General features: G+C 54.1%; 19 protein-coding genes and 1 riboswitch. Of the genes, 8 read left to right on the plus strand and 11 right to left on the minus strand.

The features are described 5' to 3' along the window. Position 1: 1 nt before the first annotated feature. The 8 genes from I6L53_RS09635 to lolB form a co-directional block, all read right to left on the minus strand. Entirely contained in the window at positions 2 to 817 is an 816-nt protein-coding gene (locus I6L53_RS09635) for an ABC transporter ATP-binding protein (RefSeq protein ID WP_042318589.1), read from the minus strand. Further along, positions 814 to 1881 carry a FecCD family ABC transporter permease gene (locus I6L53_RS09640; protein ID WP_042318700.1) on the minus strand — a complete coding sequence of 356 codons (1068 nt, stop codon included), beginning with the start codon at positions 1879 to 1881 and terminating at the stop codon, positions 814 to 816. The genes I6L53_RS09635 and I6L53_RS09640 overlap by 4 nt, the downstream gene beginning before the upstream one ends. A gap of 65 nt (positions 1882 to 1946) precedes the next feature. Further along, entirely contained in the window at positions 1947 to 2999 is a 1053-nt protein-coding gene (locus tag I6L53_RS09645) for an ABC transporter substrate-binding protein (RefSeq protein ID WP_042318591.1), read from the minus strand. A 219-nt stretch (positions 3000 to 3218) separates the two neighbouring features. Further along, a riboswitch (cobalamin riboswitch) is annotated at positions 3219 to 3446 on the minus strand. 178 nt (positions 3447 to 3624) lie between these two features. Further along, positions 3625 to 4116, minus strand: coding sequence for a GNAT family N-acetyltransferase (locus I6L53_RS09650; protein ID WP_042318593.1), 492 nt, complete (start codon positions 4114 to 4116; stop codon positions 3625 to 3627). 146 nt (positions 4117 to 4262) lie between these two features. Continuing rightward, complete coding sequence (gene dauA, locus I6L53_RS09655; RefSeq protein WP_072015683.1) at positions 4263 to 5942, minus strand: C4-dicarboxylic acid transporter DauA; 1680 nt, start codon at positions 5940 to 5942, stop codon at positions 4263 to 4265. 131 nt (positions 5943 to 6073) lie between these two features. Continuing rightward, on the minus strand, positions 6074 to 7021 hold the full coding sequence (prs, locus tag I6L53_RS09660) for a ribose-phosphate diphosphokinase (RefSeq protein ID WP_001518537.1): 948 nt from the start codon (positions 7019 to 7021) through the stop codon (positions 6074 to 6076). Between the two features lie 149 nt (positions 7022 to 7170). After that, positions 7171 to 8022 (minus strand): 4-(cytidine 5'-diphospho)-2-C-methyl-D-erythritol kinase, encoded by an 852-nt coding sequence (gene ispE / locus I6L53_RS09665; protein WP_042318596.1) that lies wholly within the window; start codon positions 8020 to 8022, stop codon positions 7171 to 7173. Next, positions 8019 to 8642 carry a lipoprotein insertase outer membrane protein LolB gene (gene lolB / locus I6L53_RS09670; RefSeq protein WP_042318597.1) on the minus strand — a complete coding sequence of 208 codons (624 nt, stop codon included), beginning with the start codon at positions 8640 to 8642 and terminating at the stop codon, positions 8019 to 8021. The genes ispE and lolB overlap by 4 nt, the downstream gene beginning before the upstream one ends. A gap of 201 nt (positions 8643 to 8843) precedes the next feature. On the opposite strand from lolB, the gene hemA reads away from it, so the two are divergent. The 6 genes from hemA to kdsA are packed head-to-tail and all read left to right on the plus strand — an operon-like array spanning position 8844 to position 14146. After that, on the plus strand, positions 8844 to 10100 hold the full coding sequence (hemA, locus tag I6L53_RS09675) for a glutamyl-tRNA reductase (RefSeq protein ID WP_042318599.1): 1257 nt from the start codon (positions 8844 to 8846) through the stop codon (positions 10098 to 10100). 37 nt (positions 10101 to 10137) lie between these two features. Further along, on the plus strand, positions 10138 to 11220 hold the full coding sequence (prfA, locus tag I6L53_RS09680; RefSeq protein ID WP_042318601.1) for a peptide chain release factor 1: 1083 nt from the start codon (positions 10138 to 10140) through the stop codon (positions 11218 to 11220). Next, complete coding sequence (gene prmC / locus I6L53_RS09685) at positions 11220 to 12053, plus strand: peptide chain release factor N(5)-glutamine methyltransferase (RefSeq protein WP_042318603.1); 834 nt, start codon at positions 11220 to 11222, stop codon at positions 12051 to 12053. Before prfA ends, prmC begins: the two co-directional genes overlap by 1 nt. Beyond that, the gene (gene sirB2 / locus I6L53_RS09690) at positions 12050 to 12442 is read left to right on the plus strand and encodes an invasion regulator SirB2 (RefSeq protein WP_042318605.1); all 393 of its coding nucleotides are present in this window, start codon (positions 12050 to 12052) and stop codon (positions 12440 to 12442) included. Before prmC ends, sirB2 begins: the two co-directional genes overlap by 4 nt. Positions 12443 to 12445: 3 nt before the next feature. After that, a complete protein-coding gene (gene sirB1 / locus I6L53_RS09695) occupies positions 12446 to 13255 on the plus strand; it encodes an invasion regulator SirB1 (RefSeq protein WP_042318607.1) in 810 nt (269 codons plus the stop codon). A 36-nt stretch (positions 13256 to 13291) separates the two neighbouring features. Beyond that, entirely contained in the window at positions 13292 to 14146 is an 855-nt protein-coding gene (gene kdsA, locus I6L53_RS09700; protein ID WP_042318608.1) for a 3-deoxy-8-phosphooctulonate synthase, read from the plus strand. A 53-nt stretch (positions 14147 to 14199) separates the two neighbouring features. On the opposite strand, the gene chaA is transcribed toward kdsA, so the two are convergent. Continuing rightward, a complete protein-coding gene (chaA, locus tag I6L53_RS09705) occupies positions 14200 to 15300 on the minus strand; it encodes a sodium-potassium/proton antiporter ChaA (protein ID WP_042318609.1) in 1101 nt (366 codons plus the stop codon). Positions 15301 to 15572: 272 nt separating this feature from the next. Between chaA and chaB the strand changes: the two genes are divergently transcribed. Beyond that, a complete protein-coding gene (chaB, locus tag I6L53_RS09710) occupies positions 15573 to 15803 on the plus strand; it encodes a putative cation transport regulator ChaB (RefSeq protein WP_042318610.1) in 231 nt (76 codons plus the stop codon). 196 nt (positions 15804 to 15999) lie between these two features. Continuing rightward, the gene (locus tag I6L53_RS09715) at positions 16000 to 16695 is read left to right on the plus strand and encodes a gamma-glutamylcyclotransferase (protein ID WP_042318611.1); all 696 of its coding nucleotides are present in this window, start codon (positions 16000 to 16002) and stop codon (positions 16693 to 16695) included. 48 nt (positions 16696 to 16743) lie between these two features. Here the strand turns inward: I6L53_RS09715 and I6L53_RS09720 are convergent, their stop codons facing one another. Together I6L53_RS09720 and I6L53_RS09725 are read right to left on the minus strand one after the other, a co-directional pair. Then, the gene (locus I6L53_RS09720) at positions 16744 to 16989 is read right to left on the minus strand and encodes a DUF1883 domain-containing protein (protein WP_042318612.1); all 246 of its coding nucleotides are present in this window, start codon (positions 16987 to 16989) and stop codon (positions 16744 to 16746) included. 263 nt (positions 16990 to 17252) lie between these two features. Further along, a complete protein-coding gene (locus I6L53_RS09725) occupies positions 17253 to 17606 on the minus strand; it encodes a DsrE/DsrF/TusD sulfur relay family protein (RefSeq protein ID WP_042318613.1) in 354 nt (117 codons plus the stop codon). Positions 17607 to 17767 lie beyond the last annotated feature (161 nt).

Here is a 17767-nt window from a genome sequence, read left to right on the forward strand (position 1 = left end):
CTTATGCTCCTTCAGGTCTTTGGTAACGAATAAAACAGGTCGCACCCTGCGGATCGTGCTCGACGATAGCGTCAATACCAAACCAGGCGCGGAGATTGTCGCGGGTGAAAATGGCGCAGGGACGGCCCTGCATTTCCAGACGACCGGCGTTCATCACGATGATGCGATCGCAGAACATGGCGGCATGATTGAGATCGTGGAGGGCGGCGACAACCGTCAGCTTTTCGCGTTTCACCAGGCTGAGAAGACCAATCTGATGCTGAATATCGAGATGGTTAGTAGGCTCGTCCATCAGTAACAGTTGCGGCTGTTGCGCGAGGGCGCGGGCAATATGCAGGCGTTGCTTTTCGCCGCCGGAAAAGGTGTGCCAGCAGCGGTGGCGAAGATGCTGAAGATCGACTTTCTCCAGCATGGTCTGGACGATGTCGTCATCGTTGCCCGACCACGGGTTCAGCAGGCTCAGCCACGGCGTTCGCCCCAGCGAGACGGCCTGAAGCGCGGTCAGGCGTTCACTGGTTTCCGCCTGCTGCTCGACCAGCGCGACCTGCTGTGCCAGTTGGCGGCGAGAATAACGGTGCAGCGATTTTTGTTGCAACAGGATGTGACCGGCGGTGGGCTTCAGCAGACCGGCCAGCAGAGAAATCAGCGATGTTTTACCGGATCCATTGGGGCCAATAATGCCAACAAACTCACCCGCCGCCACGCTGAGTGAGACATCATTGACAATCATTTTGCCTTTCACCTGCCAGTGCAGGCGCTGTGCCTGAATGATGGCGTCCCTGGCGGCAACGGGAGTCGGTACAGGATTGACGGTCATTTAGCCTGGTTTCCTCTGATCAGGATGATGGAAAACGCGGGCGCACCGACCAGCGCCGTGATAACGCCTATTGGCAGAACTTGTCCTGGGAGCAGCGTACGGGAAATAACATCGGCGACGATCAGAAATATCGCGCCGATCAGCGCGCTGACGGGCAGCAGTCGATGATGCTGATTGCCTACCAACAGGCGGGCGGCATGGGGGATCACCAGCCCGACAAAGCCAATGGCGCCGACGATGGAAACCATGACGGCCGTCATACCGGTCACGGCGGCAATCAGCACGCCACGGGTTCGTTTCACCGGAATACCCAGCGATGCCGCGGATTCCGCGCCAAAGGAGAAGGCATCCAGATGACGGGCATAACAGAAACAAATCGCGACGCCAGCCAGCGCGGTGGGGATCGCCAGTACTACGTCCGGCCAGCGGACGCCGCTCAGATTCCCGAGTAACCAGAACATAATGCCGCGCGCCTGTTCCGCGTTGGCGGAGCGGGTGATGATCAGTGAGGTCAGGGCATTGAATAACTGAGAACTGGCAATACCGGCAAGAATGATTTGCGTGGTAATGCCGCCGCCCTGCCTGCCGCCTGCGGCAACGGCCAGCAAGGCCACAAACAGAAAGGCGGTCAGGGCACCAATAAAGGCGCCGAACGACATGGTTATCATGCCAGCGCCCAGTCCGGTCAGCGCAACCAGCACGGCTCCGGTAGACGCCCCGGCTGAAATGCCCAGCAGATAGGGCTCGGCAAGCGCATTACGCAGTAAGGACTGTAAGACCGCGCCCGACACGGCCAGGCAGGCACCACAACTGGCGGAGACTAACGCACGGGTCAGGCGATAGTTCCAGACGATCCCGGCGTCCAGCGCATCAACCGGATAATGGGTATCAAACAGACGGTTCGCCAGCGTATTGAGCACGTGCTGCCAGGGAATAAATGTCTCGCCAATGGCGATCCCTGCCAGCAGAACAGCGCACATCAGCACGCTAACCCAGAGGGCATGACCGCAAACATTAACCGCTAACCGACTGACGGCGTGACGCGTCCTGCGTAAATCGCTCATAGTAACCTGTGTTTCGGAGTGCATAAAACGCGCCGGACCCGGCAGGATCTGGCGCGAAACGAGGATTACTTCGCGGCCTGAGGATGCGCTAAGCCATACTCAACCAGGGCATCCGCCAGCTTTTCAACACCGTCAATGGTTCTGATACCAGCATTCATGGTCTGTACGTCAATCACGGGCAGATGATTGGCTTTTACGGCGGGGATCAGTTGGGTGACCGGATCGGATTTCAGGTAATCCATTTTCACCTGCCAGTCATCAGCAGGGAAACGACGGCGACTCATTTCCCCCAGCACAATCACCGAGGGTTGGGCTTTGGCGATGGTTTCCCAACCCACTGTCGGCCACTCTTCGGCAGAGTCTATGACGTTTTTGACGCCCAGCGTTTGCGCAATCCAGGCCGCTGGACCTAATTTCCCGGCAACGTAAGGATCAAGTTGCAGGTCGGCGCTTGAGAACCAGAAGACAGCGGAGACATTGCTCTCCATCCCGGCGATTTTATTTTTCGCGGCGGCTTCGCGCGCCTTAAGGCTGGCAATCAGTTCTTCACCTTTATCCTGAACGTCGAAAATTGTCGCTAAGTCGGCGACTTCCTGATAGACCATCGCGATATCAAACATGCCTTTGCGGACGCCGTCACCGCCATCTTCGTTATCTTTCGCGCAGTCTGCCGGTGCGGTATACACCGGCACTTTCAATTCACTGAATTGTTCGTAAGACGCCACGGTACCGGCAGGACCGATTTGCCATTCGAACTGGCTGGCGACCAGATCCGGTTTTTTGGCAATGATGCCTTCGAAGCTGGGGATGTTCTGCGCAATAACGGCAATCTTGTCATTTGCCGCCTTATACGCGTCGGGTACTGGCCCGAACCATAGCGACGTGCCCACCACACGGTCAGCCAGACCCAGTGCATACAGGATCTCTGTACTGTTTTGTCCCACGGTGGCAACACGTTTTGGTGCCGCGTTAAAGGTGATATCCCGACCACAGTTTTTTATCGTCAAGGGATATTCCGTTTTTGCTGCATGAGAAAGACCTGAGGTGAGAAACAGTGCGGTACCTGCAACAACCAGAAGCGTTTTTTTATAAGATAAAGAGGTAAAATTAGCGTGCATTATTATCATCCCGTTCATGCCAGAATCTGAACGTCTGGTCATGGATTATGTCGTTCCATATATCGGGAGAGTTCATGACGATAGATGACATGACATCGTGAAATTTGCGCATGACCTTATGCAAATAATAGAAGTATGCAGTTCAGTCAGAAAACCGGTTCACCCTTTCACGGTGGCTGATGTCAAATAAATCATCCCATGGACCATCCCGTCCACTCAATGGGTATAAATTTGACAGCAGGTCTCCTGACTCACGGTAATCAGAATATCGGCCTTCCCATAAAGATTCGCTTTACAGTGGCCTGCAACAAAATATGCTGCACGAGGATATTCTGCATCCGCCTACAGTTGCGGGGGCAGTCATGGCATGGGATTAGAATAATCCGCACCATGTTCCTATTCACTACAATGTTGGTGTAATGAAATGCTGTCGGAAAAGACTGTATCGGCAATTGTTAACAAGATCAATCACAAGGATAAATGAGACTAAAATGGCCGGGTTGAGTATTTAATTGTTAAATATCATGTAGTTATTTGGTGTTCAATAATAAAATTTGGGATAGCTAAAGGTCATTATGAAAAGCTAAATGAGAATTAATTGACATTGATCAACTAATATTCTTAGTCATGATAATTTATGTGATCTTTCCATATGCACTAATTGCCAGTCGTCGTGCATATCCATCACTACCTGGAAATCATTACCTTGCCAGAAGGAATAACCACCCGGTAAAAAATGGTGGGTATGTAAGTATAATAGGGTGTATTGCTGTTGCTCGCAGAATGTTTCAGCAAAAGCGAGTAACTGGCGACCAATCCCCTGCCTGCGATAACGTTTATCCACATAGCAGCGACAAATTTCTGCCGTCTCTGTCAAAATATAACGTCCACGAAGTTCCGCTATTCTGTCGTCATATTGGCAGACGGCCAGGGTAGCAATAAGTTCATGCTTGTCACTCCAGGCGCAAAGCAATAAATTCCGCTCCTGTTGAATATACTGCTGTCGCAGGTGAAAAACATCTTCTCCGGCAGAGGGGACAGGTCTGTCAGCAGCAAAGAATTCATTTAAATGTTGTGTCAGAAATAACTGAACCGCCGGAATATCCTCTCCGGTCATTTCACGTATGGTAAAGGGAATCACAGATTGCCACTCTTATTCTCAGGAACAGAAGGCGGATAATAACAACTCAGGAAAGGAAAAACAGCGTGCAAAGCGGAAAATGTTACCGGCCCGTACAGGAACAGACCGGTAACAGCAAAAGATTATAAATCAGCCAGCGCCGCGTCGCGGTTCGGGAAGAAGGTCAGACGTCCTGGGATTGGCTTAATACCGGCGCGCGCCATTGTGCGCAGCGGCTGAAACTCCACGTTTGTTACGCGGAGTTCGCACCCTTCCGGCAATCTTTTCACAAAGCGCTGGAAGGCGTCCAGACCCCCGGCATCCAGCACGGGTACCGCATCCCACTTCAGCACGACGATACGCTTGCCTTCAATGCGCGACTCCAGATCGGTGAACAAACCTTCAGCCGCGGCAAAAAACAGAGGGCCGATCACGCGCAGCACCAGCACATCCTCTGGCACCTCGACGTTTACCGCTGCCAGGCGCGTCATGCGCGCGATACGGCGCATAAACAGTAATGAGGCCAGCACAATCCCGACGCTGATGGCGATGACCATGTCAAACAGCACCGTCAGCGACATACACATCATCATCACAATGATGTCGTCTTTGGGCGCATGCCGCAGCAAATCCACCACCTTGTGGGCTTCGCTCATGTTCCATGCCACCATCAGTAGCAGGGCCGCCATTGCCGACAACGGTAGCCAGGAGAGCAGCGGTGCCAGCGCCAGCAGCGCCATGATCACCAGAAGCGCGTGGATCACGGCGGAGACAGGAGATGTTGCGCCAGCGCGGACGTTCGCCGCGGAACGGGCAATCGCCGCCGTTGCGGTAATCCCGCCGAAGAAGGGGGCGACGATGTTGCCCAGCCCCTGACCAATCAGTTCACTGTTGGCCTTGTGTTTGGTTCCGGTCATCCCGTCGAGGACCACGGCGCAGAGCAAGGATTCAATCGCCCCCAACATCGCCATAGAGAAGGCCGCCGGAAGCAGGGCGCGCAGGGAATCCCAGCTCAGCGTGAAATCAGAATCCGGCAGGTTCCACGGCAACACCAGTTGCGGCAGCAGTTGCGGGATCCCGCTGCCCTGAGTGCCGTCAGCCAAAATATAGTGGAACTGAGAACCAATGGTGGCAACGTGGCCGCCCAGCAGGTTAACGACTCCCATGACGGCGCAGCCGGCGAGCAAGGCGGGCAGGTGGCCCGGCAGGCGAATGCCCAGACGTGGCCAGAAAATCAGGGTGCCCAGCGTGACCACGCCGATGGCGGCATCACCCAGGTTGACGGTCGGCAGGGCCATAAACAGCGCGCCGACTTTTTGCAGATAGTGTTCCGGTACGTGGGCCAGCTGCAGACCGAGGAAATCTTTGATTTGCATGGTACCAATGGTGATACCAATCCCTGAGGTAAAACCTAAGGTCACCGAAACCGGGATGTACTCAATCAGGCGGCCAAAGCGGGCCAGGCCAAAGAGGATCAGGAAGACCCCGGACATCAGCGTCGCGACAAGCAGACCTGCAAGTCCAAACTGTTGCGAAACGGGGTAGAGGATCACCACAAACGCGGCGGTCGGGCCAGAGACACTAAAACGCGACCCCCCGGTTAAGGCAATAACAATCCCCGCCACAGCGGAGGTATAAAGTCCGTACTGCGGCGCTACACCACTCCCGATAGCCAGTGCCATCGCCAGCGGGATGGCAATAATCCCGACGGTGATCCCGGCAATCACATCACGGGTAAACCGTGAGGCGGTATATTTTTCTTTCCAACAAGCGTCGATGAGGGCGCGGAAAGGCATCACATGTGAGGAAAAAATTCTGTTCACAATAATGTTTCATCCATGAGCGCATCATCTGTCAACTCATAGCTGGTTGGCAGGTGAAGGAGGCATAAGTCATACAAATAAAGGTTATAGACGAAAAAACCCGCCGCAGCGGGTTTTTGAACCGGGTTCGATTAATGCTCGAACATAGCAGAAATTGATTCTTCGTTGCTGATACGACGAATCGCTTCGGCCAGCATACCCGACAGGGTCAATGTACGCACGTTAGGCAGTGCTTTGATTTCGTCGGTCAGCGGAATGGTATCGCAGACAACAACTTCATCAATCACTGAGTTACGCAGGTTATTTGCTGCATTGCCTGAGAAGATCGGGTGAGTTGCGTAAGCAAATACGCGTTTTGCACCACGTTCTTTCAGCGCTTCAGCTGCCTTACACAACGTACCACCGGTATCGATCATGTCATCAACCAGTACGCAATCACGACCTGCTACGTCACCGATGATGTGCATCACCTGAGAAACGTTAGCACGCGGACGGCGTTTGTCGATGATTGCCATATCGGTGTCATTAAGCAGCTTAGCGATAGCGCGGGCACGCACGACGCCACCGATATCCGGGGAAACCACAATCGGATTATCCAGGTTCAGCTGCAGCATATCTTCTAACAGAATTGGGCTACCAAATACGTTATCAACCGGTACGTCGAAGAAGCCCTGGATCTGTTCAGCATGCAGGTCAACGGTCAGAACGCGGTCAACGCCGACGCTGGACAGGAAGTCAGCGACAACTTTTGCCGTAATCGGTACACGGGCGGAACGTACACGACGATCCTGACGCGCATAGCCAAAGTAAGGAATAACGGCGGTGATACGGCCTGCGGAAGCACGGCGCAGGGCATCAACCATAACGACCAATTCCATCAGGTTGTCGTTCGTTGGAGCACAAGTGGACTGGATGATGAAAATATCACCACCGCGTACATTTTCGTTAATTTGTACGCTGACTTCGCCATCGCTAAAGCGACCTACAGCGGCGTCGCCGAGAGAAGTGTACAGGCGGTTGGCAATACGTTGTGCTAGTTCCGGGGTGGCGTTACCAGCAAAAAGCTTCATATCAGGCACGAGAAGAACCTCAGGCATGCGTCCATTGGTGGAAAGAGTTTGCCAAAAACTGTGCGGGCCAGGCAGGACTCTCTCCATGCGGTGTATTAAAGAGCGCGATGCAACGTCTGGAACAAGGTGACGTTGTCACCGAAACTCAGCTTGCCCGGCTAAAGCATGGATTGATGGAGTGGAGAAAGGTTGACCCCCTTCGCCACAAAGCCATGAAACCATTCCGGGGCTTGCTCAAGCACCTGCCGGGCACGAGACTCTGTATCGAATTCAGCAAAGACACAGGCTCCTGTACCAGTCAGGCGCGACGGCGCGTATTCTAACAGCCAGGAAAGCGCCGCATCAACCTCGCGAAAACGTTTTCTTGCGATAACCTCGCAATCATTGCTGAATTCACATTTTAATAACGTTTCTATTGACCTTTTTGGCGTATTACGGGGTAGGTCGGGATCGTTAAAAATTACCGGCGTAGGAATACTGACGCCTGGATGCACCACCAGGTACCATTTTTCGGCGGGTTCTACCGGCGTCAGGCGCTCTCCGATACCCTCAGCAAAGGCGGCGTGCCCGCGGACAAACACCGGAACGTCAGCACCGAGCGTTAATCCCAGCGCGGCCAGTTCGTCCAGCGACAAACCACACTGCCAGATGTTATTCAGCGCGACCAGCACGGTCGCTGCATTAGATGACCCTCCGCCCAGTCCCCCGCCCATCGGCAGACGCTTTTCGATACGGATATCTGCGCCGCTGCCCGCCGGCAGCCGACCGCTTTCTGCGGCCGTTTTCATCAGTAATCGCGCGGCGCGGACGATCAGGTTGTCTTCATGCGCTACGCCTTCAACCGGCGTCAGGAGATGTATTTCGCCGTCGCGGCGCGGCTCCAGGCTGATGGTGTCGCCATAATCGAGGAACTGAAACAGGGTTTGCAGCGTGTGATAACCGTCCGCACGCCGTCCGGTGATGTATAAAAACAGATTCAGTTTTGCCGGAGAGGGCCAGTGGGTCATCATTTCACGATCCAGTTATCCATTTTCAACTTGATACGCTGAGCGCCGTCGGAGAGTTCCATATTAGCGGGCATCGCCGGGGTGGTTTTACTGTCGTACGCGCTGTAGACCACTTTCCAGTTCTTACCGTCCTGGCGGTAGTTCACTTCGCTCAGACGATACTGGTCGTCAAGCTTATAGTCGGTGGCGTCGCCCGGAAGACCGAGGATCCATTGACGCAGGCTGTTCAGTGGGATCGGCATACCGGTCAACTTGCCAATCATCTCTTCGGCATCGTCTGCGGTATAACGCTGGCCTTTGTTATCCATTAACTGCACATTGCCCGGCTGGGCATTCAGTTCAAGCTCGGTGCTGCCAAGTGGGTTGGTTAGCAGCAGACGATAGCGATCCTGGCCGGTCTGCTGCCAGAAAAAGCGTGCATAAACCTTCTGTTCGTCAGAGATATAGGCAAACGCGCCGCGCGTCTGATATTGATTTAATTGACGGACATCCTGCTGATGCTGCCGCCATTGAGGCGAGTCCGGACTCTTTCCCGGGCCTTTCGGCGCGTTGAGCGTACAGGCGGTCAGAACCAGGCTTGCCAGCGGAAGCAGGCGGATCAGGCGAAAAACAGGCAGGGTCATAATGATGACGAATCCTTGTGATACGTTGCAATAATAACCCTTAATGCTAGCGCTGTGCGGGTATATCGTCTACGTTCACGTTATCTTAATTTAAGCGGTAAGCTATTACTCCAAAAGGGGGCACTCTCTTTTATTGATTCCGCGCATCCTGTATGATGCGAGCAGACTAACCATATCAACGCTGGTACTACTCCCGCAGACATGACCCTTTTAGCGCTCGGCATTAACCATAAGACGGCACCTGTATCGCTGCGAGAACGCGTAACGTTTTCGCCGGACACGCTCGATCAGGCGCTGGAAAGCCTGCTTGCGCAGCCAATGGTGCAGGGCGGCGTAGTCTTGTCGACGTGCAATCGCACGGAGCTGTATCTCAGCGTGGAAGAGCAGGACAATCTGCAAGAGGCGCTGATTCGTTGGTTATGCGACTACCATAATCTCAACGAAGAGGAGCTGCGCAACAGCCTCTACTGGCATCAGGATAACGACGCCGTCAGTCACCTGATGCGTGTCGCCAGCGGTCTGGATTCGCTGGTGCTGGGTGAACCGCAGATTCTCGGTCAGGTGAAAAAGGCCTTTGCGGATTCGCAGAAAGGCCACCTGAACGCCAGCGCGCTGGAACGCATGTTCCAGAAATCTTTCTCCGTCGCCAAACGAGTCCGTACGGAAACCGATATCGGCGCCAGCGCGGTGTCCGTTGCGTTTGCCGCCTGTACGCTGGCGCGCCAGATCTTTGAATCGCTTTCCGCGGTTACCGTGCTGCTGGTTGGCGCGGGCGAAACCATCGAACTGGTGGCGCGTCATCTGCGCGAACACAAAGTGCAGAAGATGATTATCGCCAACCGCACCCGCGAACGGGCACAGGTTCTTGCCGATGAAGTCGGTGCCGAAGTCATTGCGCTCAGCGATATCGACGAACGTCTGCAAGAAGCCGACATTATCATCAGTTCAACCGCCAGTCCGTTGCCCATCATCGGCAAAGGGATGGTGGAGCGCGCGCTGAAAAGCCGTCGCAATCAGCCGATGCTGCTGGTGGATATCGCCGTTCCGCGCGATGTCGAACCGGAAGTCGGCAAACTGGCTAACGCCTATCTCTATAGCGTTGACGATCTGCAAAGCATCATTTCGCACAACCTGGCGCAGCGCAAAGCCGCGGCGGTGGAAGCCGAAACGATCGTCGCGCAGGAAACCAGCGAGTTTATGGCCTGGCTGCGCGCTCAGGGTGCCAGTGAAACCATTCGTGAATACCGTAGTCAGTCTGAGCAGGTACGTGATGAATTGACCGCGAAGGCGCTTGCTGCTCTGGAACAGGGCGGCGACGCGCAGGCCATTATGCAGGATCTGGCGTGGAAACTGACCAACCGCCTGATTCATGCGCCAACCAAATCTCTTCAGCAGGCCGCCCGTGACGGGGATGACGAACGCCTGAATATTTTGCGCGACAGCCTCGGGCTGGAGTAGCAACACACCCTTCTTTCTACAAGGTGCATTTACGCCTATGAAGCCTTCTATCGTTGCCAAACTGGAAGCCCTGCATGAACGCCATGAAGAAGTTCAGGCGCTGCTGGGTGATGCGGGAACCATCGCAGACCAGGAACGTTTTCGCGCACTGTCGCGCGAGTATGCACAACTAAGCGATGTTTCTCGCTGTTTTACGGACTGGCAACAGATTCAGGACGATATCGAAACAGCACAAATGATGCTCGACGATCCTGAAATGCGTGAAATGGCGCAGGAAGAACTGCGCGAAGCGAAAGACAAAAGCGAACAACTGGAACAGCAGTTACAGGTACTGCTGCTGCCGAAAGATCCGGACGATGAGTACAATGCGTTTCTGGAAGTTCGCGCCGGGACCGGCGGCGATGAAGCCGCTTTGTTTGCCGGCGATCTGTTCCGTATGTACAGCCGCTATGCTGAAACGCGGCGCTGGCGCGTGGAGATCATGAGCGCCAGCGAAGGCGAGCACGGCGGTTATAAAGAGATTATCGCCAAGATCAGCGGCGACGGCGTATACGGACGTCTGAAGTTTGAATCCGGTGGACATCGCGTGCAGCGCGTCCCGGCAACGGAATCGCAGGGTCGCATCCACACTTCTGCCTGTACCGTGGCGGTGATGCCGGAGTTGCCGGAAGCCGAACTGCCGGATATCAACCCGGCCGACCTGCGGATTGATACCTTCCGTTCTTCCGGGGCGGGGGGCCAGCACGTTAACACCACCGATTCCGCCATCCGTATCACCCACCTGCCGACCGGCATTGTGGTGGAGTGTCAGGACGAACGTTCTCAGCACAAAAACAAAGCCAAAGCGATGTCGGTGCTGGGGGCGCGTATTCGCGCAGCCGAAGTGGCAAGACGTCAGCAGGCCGAAGCCTCAACGCGTCGCAATCTGCTGGGCAGCGGCGATCGTAGCGACCGTAACCGAACCTACAACTTCCCGCAGGGGCGGGTGACCGATCACCGCATCAACCTGACGCTCTACCGTCTGGATGAAGTAATGGAAGGCAAACTGGATATGCTGATTGAGCCGATCGTGCAGGAATACCAGGCCGATCAACTGGCAGCGCTGTCCGAGCAGGAATAATGGATTTTCAGCACTGGTTACATGAGGCGATAAGCCAGCTACAGGAGAGTGAAAGCCCGCGCCGCGATGCTGAGATCTTACTCGAATTCGTGACCGGAAAAGGGCGCACGTATCTGTTGGCGTTTGGCGAAACGCCGTTGACCGATGTCCAGCAGGCGCAACTGGCAACGCTGCTGGCTCGCCGTCAGCGAGGTGAGCCGATTGCGCACTTAACCGGCGTGCGTGAGTTCTGGTCATTGCCGCTGTTTGTCTCACCCGCAACGCTGATCCCTCGTCCGGACACCGAATGTCTGGTGGAACAGGCGTTAGCGCGGCTGCCATCAGGCCCATGTCGTATTCTCGATCTCGGAACCGGCACCGGTGCGATTGCGCTGGCGCTGGCGTCCGAGCGCCCTGACTGCGAGGTTACAGCGGTTGACAGGATGCCGGATGCCGTTGAACTGGCGCAGCGTAATGCCGCACATCTGGCCATTAATAATATTCACATCCAGCAAAGCGACTGGTTTAGCGCCTTGCCGGATCGGCCGTTCACGATGATTGTCAGCAATCCGCCGTACATTGATGAACAGGATCCGCATCTGACGCAGGGTGATGTTCGCTTCGAACCGTTGACCGCCCTGGTCGCCGGTGACAGCGGAATGGCCGACATTGTGCACATTATTGAACAATCTCGCGCGCGGCTGGAAGCTGGCGGTTTTCTGCTGCTCGAGCATGGTTGGCAGCAGGGCGCAGCCGTGCGTGACGCCTTCATTCGTGCGGGCTACCAGGCGGTAGAAACCTGTCGTGATTATGGCGACAACGAGCGCATCACGCTCGGACGTAAGCCCGTATGAACAGCATTACGCTCCTGCTCGGCGTTCACCTCTTCAGTATTGCGCTTTCCATTAGTTTGTTTGTATTGCGATATGGATGGCGTGAATGCCACTCTGTGCGGGCGCACGCGCGCTGGACGCGTGTCGTCCCGCCGGTTGTTGACACCTTTTTGCTGCTCAGTGGCGTGGGTTTGATCGCTAAAACGCACATCCTGCCATTCACGGAGCAGGGTACATGGCTGACTGAGAAGCTGTTTGGGGTTATCATTTACATCGTTTTGGGTTTTATTGCGCTCGATTACCGTCGGGCGCGCAGTCGGCAGGCGCGGTTAATCGCGTTTCTGCTGGCGCTGGTGGTGCTGTACATCATCATTAAACTCGCCACCACAAAAATACCGTTACTGGGGTAAGTCATGAGGTCGTTAGCTGATTTCGAATTTAATAAAGCGCCATTGTGCGACGGGATGATCCTTGCATCGGAGTCGATCCGCCTGGATTTTCCTTCGCAAACTGTCTATGACGAGCTGGAACGTCTGGTCAGCCTGGCGCAAGAAGAAATTAGCCAGCTGTTGTCACAGGATGAGCAACTGGAAAAATTGCTGGCACTTTTCTACGGCGAGTGGGGTTTTACTGACACCCGCGGCGTTTACCGTTTGTCCGACGCATTATGGCTTGACCAGGTACTGAAGAACCGCCAGGGAAGTGCAGTGTCATTGGGGGCCATCTTATTATGGATCGCCAACCGGTTGTCATTGCCGCTGGTGCCGGTGATTTTCCCGACGCAGCTTATTTTGCGTATTGAGTCGATGGAAGGCGAAATGTGGCTCATTAACCCATTCAACGGTGAAACGTTGAATGAGCATACGCTGGAAGTGTGGCTGAAGGGCAATATCAGTCCGGTCGCCGAGTTATTTAACGAAGACCTCGATGAAGCGGATAACGCAGAGGTGATTCGCAAGCTGCTGGACACGTTGAAATCTTCCTTAATGGAAGAACAACAGATGGAACTGGCGCTGCGTGCGAGTGAAGCGTTACTGCAATTTAACCCGGAAGATCCGTACGAAATACGTGACCGGGGCTTAATTTATGCGCAACTGGAATGTGAACATGTCGCGCTGACCGATTTAAGCTATTTCGTTGAGCAGTGTCCGGAAGACCCGATCAGCGAAATGATTCGTGCGCAGATTAATAACATCTCGCATAAGCAAATTGTCCTGCATTAATTTATCGACATTCTTACTCATCATTAAGGCGATCCTATGAAACAAAAAGTGGTTAGCATTGGCGACATCAAGGTAGCAAACGATCTGCCGTTCGTGCTGTTTGGCGGGATGAACGTGCTGGAATCGCGCGATCTGGCGATGCGCATTTGTGAGCACTACGTGACCGTTACCCAGAAACTGGGTATCCCTTACGTGTTCAAGGCCTCTTTTGATAAAGCCAACCGCTCCTCTATCCACTCCTACCGTGGACCGGGCCTGGAAGAAGGGATGAAAATCTTCCAGGAACTGAAGCAGACCTTTGGCGTGAAAGTGATCACCGATGTTCATGAAGCCAGCCAGGCGCAGCCTGTTGCTGATGTTGTGGATGTGATTCAGTTACCGGCGTTTCTCGCGCGTCAGACCGATCTGGTGGAAGCGATGGCGAAAACCGGCGCGGTCATCAACGTGAAGAAACCGCAGTTCGTTAGCCCGGGTCAGATGGGCAACATCGTGGATAAATTCCATGAAGGTGGAAACGATAAGGTGATCCTGTGTGACCGTGGAGCAAACTTCGGTTATGACAACCTGGTTGTTGATATGCTGGGCTTTAGCGTGATGAAGAAAGTCTCCGGTAACAGCCCGGTCATTTTCGACGTGACCCATGCGCTACAGTGCCGTGACCCGTTCGGCGCGGCCTCTGGCGGTCGTCGCGGGCAGGTAACTGAGCTGGCGCGTGCGGGTATGGCGGTTGGTCTGGCCGGCCTGTTTATTGAAGCGCACCCGGATCCGGCCAACGCGAAATGCGATGGTCCGTCCGCGCTGCCGCTGGCGAAGCTGGAACAGTTCCTTGTGCAGATGAAAGCGATTGACGATCTGGTGAAAAGCTTCGACGAGCTGGATACCGAGAACTAAGTCTCGCAGAAACAAAAAACCCCGCCGCAGCGGGGTTTTTTCTGCCTGAAAGGTCAGGCAAATATCGTCATCAGATAGGCGATAAACAGTGCCAGATGCGCCGCGCCGTTCAGCACGTTGGTGCGCCCCGTTGAGAATGAGATATGGCACAGTACCAGCGATGCTACCATCACCACCATTTCCGGCGCGCCTAAGCCGAACACCAGATCATTCCCCGTCGCCCACGCAATCAGCGTTACCACCGGTACCGTCAGGGAGATGGTGGCCAGCACTGAACCAAAAAACAGGTTCATTGCTCTTTGTACCTGATTATTCAACACCGCTTTCAGCGCTCCAAGCCCTTCCGGAGAGAGGATCAGCAGCGCGACCAGGAAGCCGGTAAAGGCGACCGGGGCGTTCATCTCAGTCAGTAATGTCTCCAGCGGATTCGCGTTCATCTTGGTGACGGCAATTACTGCAATCAGATGAATCACCAGCCAGGCGGCATGCCACAAATTGCTGTGCGCAGAGGGCTTACCGTGATGCGGGTCGTCGTCATCGCTGTCATCTTCGTGCTCATAGACAAACAGGCTCTGGTGCGTCTTGGTCTGAATGAGCAGGAATACGCCGTACATCGCGGCAGAAATCAGGGCCACCAACAGCGCCTGGCCGGTGGTAAAATTCGCGCCGGGCAGGGCCATTGGAAATACCAGCACGATAATCGCCAGCGGAAACAGGGCAATCAGATACTGTTTAATACCGAACAGATTCATATACTGCGTTGCGAATTTACGCCCGCCCAGTAACAGAGAAAAGCCCACCAGGCCGCCGGTTACAATCATGATGATGGAATAGAGCGTGTCGCGCATCAGCGTGGGCGCCGCATCACCGGTCGCCATCAGGGCTGAGATCAGGCTAACTTCGAGAATAACCACGGACAGACTGAGAATGAGTGAACCGTAGGGTTCGCCGAGGCGGTGGGCCAGCACGTCGGCGTGACGAACAACGCTAAAGGCGCTGCTTAAAATACCAATCAGGGCAAGAAGATTAATTCCGATTACCGCTGGTAGTGAATGGCTGCCTCCCCAAAGGAACAGCACTACCAGCGCCACAACCGGGAAAATAAGCGATGTCTCCTTATGGCGGGTTTTCACCGCCTCTTGTGCATGTGTCATGAATGCTCTCCATCTCTGCAGGTCGATTTTAGTTATAAATGTAATAAAGCCTGTCAAAAATAACAGAAAATGCAGGCTTTCTGGTGATATTTTACGAAATTTTACGGCATTTCGGCATTTCACCTTCAAAACGACAGAAAGAGAAACTCTTGCTTTTTGAGTGTTTAAATAACAATGCCTTATGGTGGGGCAGGGTGAATAAACCTCTTTGCACTGGCAGAGGCGCCCAGGGTTGACCACACTTAAGGTTTAGCCAAAAAGCGGAGTCAATGATGCCTTATCATGCGAAAAAAGATCTACCAGATAGTGTTCAGCACGTCTTACCCGCCCATGCCCAGGCGATCTACAAGGAAGCGTTCAATAGTGCGTGGGAGCAGTATAAAGACAAAGCCGATCGCCGCGATGATGCCAGTCGGGAAGAAACCGCGCATAAAGTCGCGTGGGCGGCAGTGAAAAAAGAGTATGCCAAAGGTGAAGATGATAAGTGGCATAAGAAAACCTAACCACTTAACTTATAAGGTTTAACGCTACTGCCCCCGTGAACGCGTAAGCGAATCGTGCTACCCACAATCGTTGCAGCCTTGCAAGCGGCCCGTGAATTGCATATTGTCGTGATATTGGTTTCAAAATGAGCAGTTAAAATGCCCGGAAGGCGTCAAAAAGTTGTCGCAGGGAAGTATGCAGTGGCGGAGGTGTAAGGTGTTAACGCGTGATTTCTTGATGAATGCCGATTGTAAGACGGCATTTGGTGCTATTGAAGAATCACTCTTATGGTCAGCAGAGCAACGTGCCGCGTCCCTTGCGGCGACCCTGGCCTGCCGACCAGATGATGGACCGGTGTGGATCTTCGGTTATGGATCGTTGATGTGGAACCCGGCGCTAGAATTTGAGGAGTCATGTACCGGTACGCTGGTGGGATGGCATCGGGCATTTTGTCTGCGTCTCACGGCAGGGCGCGGAACCGCGTGCCAGCCGGGGCGAATGCTTGCACTGAAAGAGGGCGGCCGCACTACTGGCGTGGCCTATCGTCTCCCGGATGCTTCGCTTGAGCAGGAGTTAACCCTGCTGTGGAAGCGCGAAATGATCACCGGTTGCTATCTGCCAACCTGGTGCCATCTGGCGCTGGACGACGGGCGAACGGTGAATGCGCTGGTGTTTATTATGGACCCGCGCCATCCGCTGTATGAGTCGGACACGCGTGCGCAAATTATCGCCCCGCTGATTGCTGCCGCCAGTGGGCCGCTTGGCACCAACGCGCAGTATCTGTTCTCGCTGGAACAGGAGTTGCAGAAACTGGGGATGCAGGATGAGTGCCTTAACGACCTGGTGACTAACGTTCGGGGGTTGTTAGGTGAATCTCTGCCTGAAGGTGTGTTGCGTCCCGGTTTTGCCTGAGGCTGATATAAACCCGGTAGGCGCAGGCGCTACCGGGCATTTCACGTATCAGGCGGCGATATAACTGATAGAATGTTCAAGCGACTGGCTATGGCTGTCGATCAGCACATTCCAGACGCCGGTATAGGGTACGGTCAACCAGGCGTTATCACGATTTTGCACGCTTAATATGTCGGTCTGCGTGTCTTTAACGTGATTTTTCTCGCTCATCAGATGAATGTGGCAACGCTCTGAACAGCGTACTACCACGGTATCCCCACCAAATAACTTCAAACTTGCCTTTACTAATGCCATTTCTCACCCCGTATTGAAAACAACGTACTTCCCTTCGGAAGTGCTGCGTGATGTTGTTCACATTTTACCCATGAGGCATAACACCAAAGAGTTAGGCTTTGGATGCTGATTTTGATCAAAAAATGGCATAACGATTAAACAATAGTGACAAAATGCCTGAGAAAAGCGTGATCGGGCGCACTTACTTTTGGTAAAGATACGCCCCAATAAGATTAAATTCGGAAATAACCGGCTGTTTCAGCAAGCTCGCCTGAAAAGTGTAATTAGAACGTCAGAACCTTGTCGGCGGTCAGCGTCCATTGCGCCAGCTCCACCAGCGTGCCGACTTCCACACCGTCAATCAGCGGCAGAGTCGTGATCCCGCGCCCATCCGTGCAGGTCTTGCACAGTTTGACCGGGACGTTCTGGGCAGTAAGGATCTCCAGCATCTGCTGGATGTTGTAGCCTTCTGCGGGTTTCTGACCGCGCAAACCCGCCGTGACGGCATCCGACATCAGAAACAGTCGCAGGTCGAGATCGCTTGCCTGTTCACGTAATGCGATCGCCAGTCGCAGGCTGTTGAATAACGATTCGCTACCGTATGCCGCACCGTTGGCAATGATCACTATCTTTTGCATGTTGACTCCTGTTAGCGGGGAGGTTTGATTTGTCAGTCAGTTATGTTACCCCGCCAGCGGAGTGTTACCAATCAAAGTCTGACGAAAAGCAATATCTGGCTGGCTTAAGGATATTCCTGAAAATGTGAGAAAGCCTGCAAAACAATGCAGGGTCAGGTAAG

This window comes from Citrobacter farmeri, assembly GCF_019048065.1.
Classification (GTDB): domain Bacteria; phylum Pseudomonadota; class Gammaproteobacteria; order Enterobacterales; family Enterobacteriaceae; genus Citrobacter_A; species Citrobacter_A farmeri.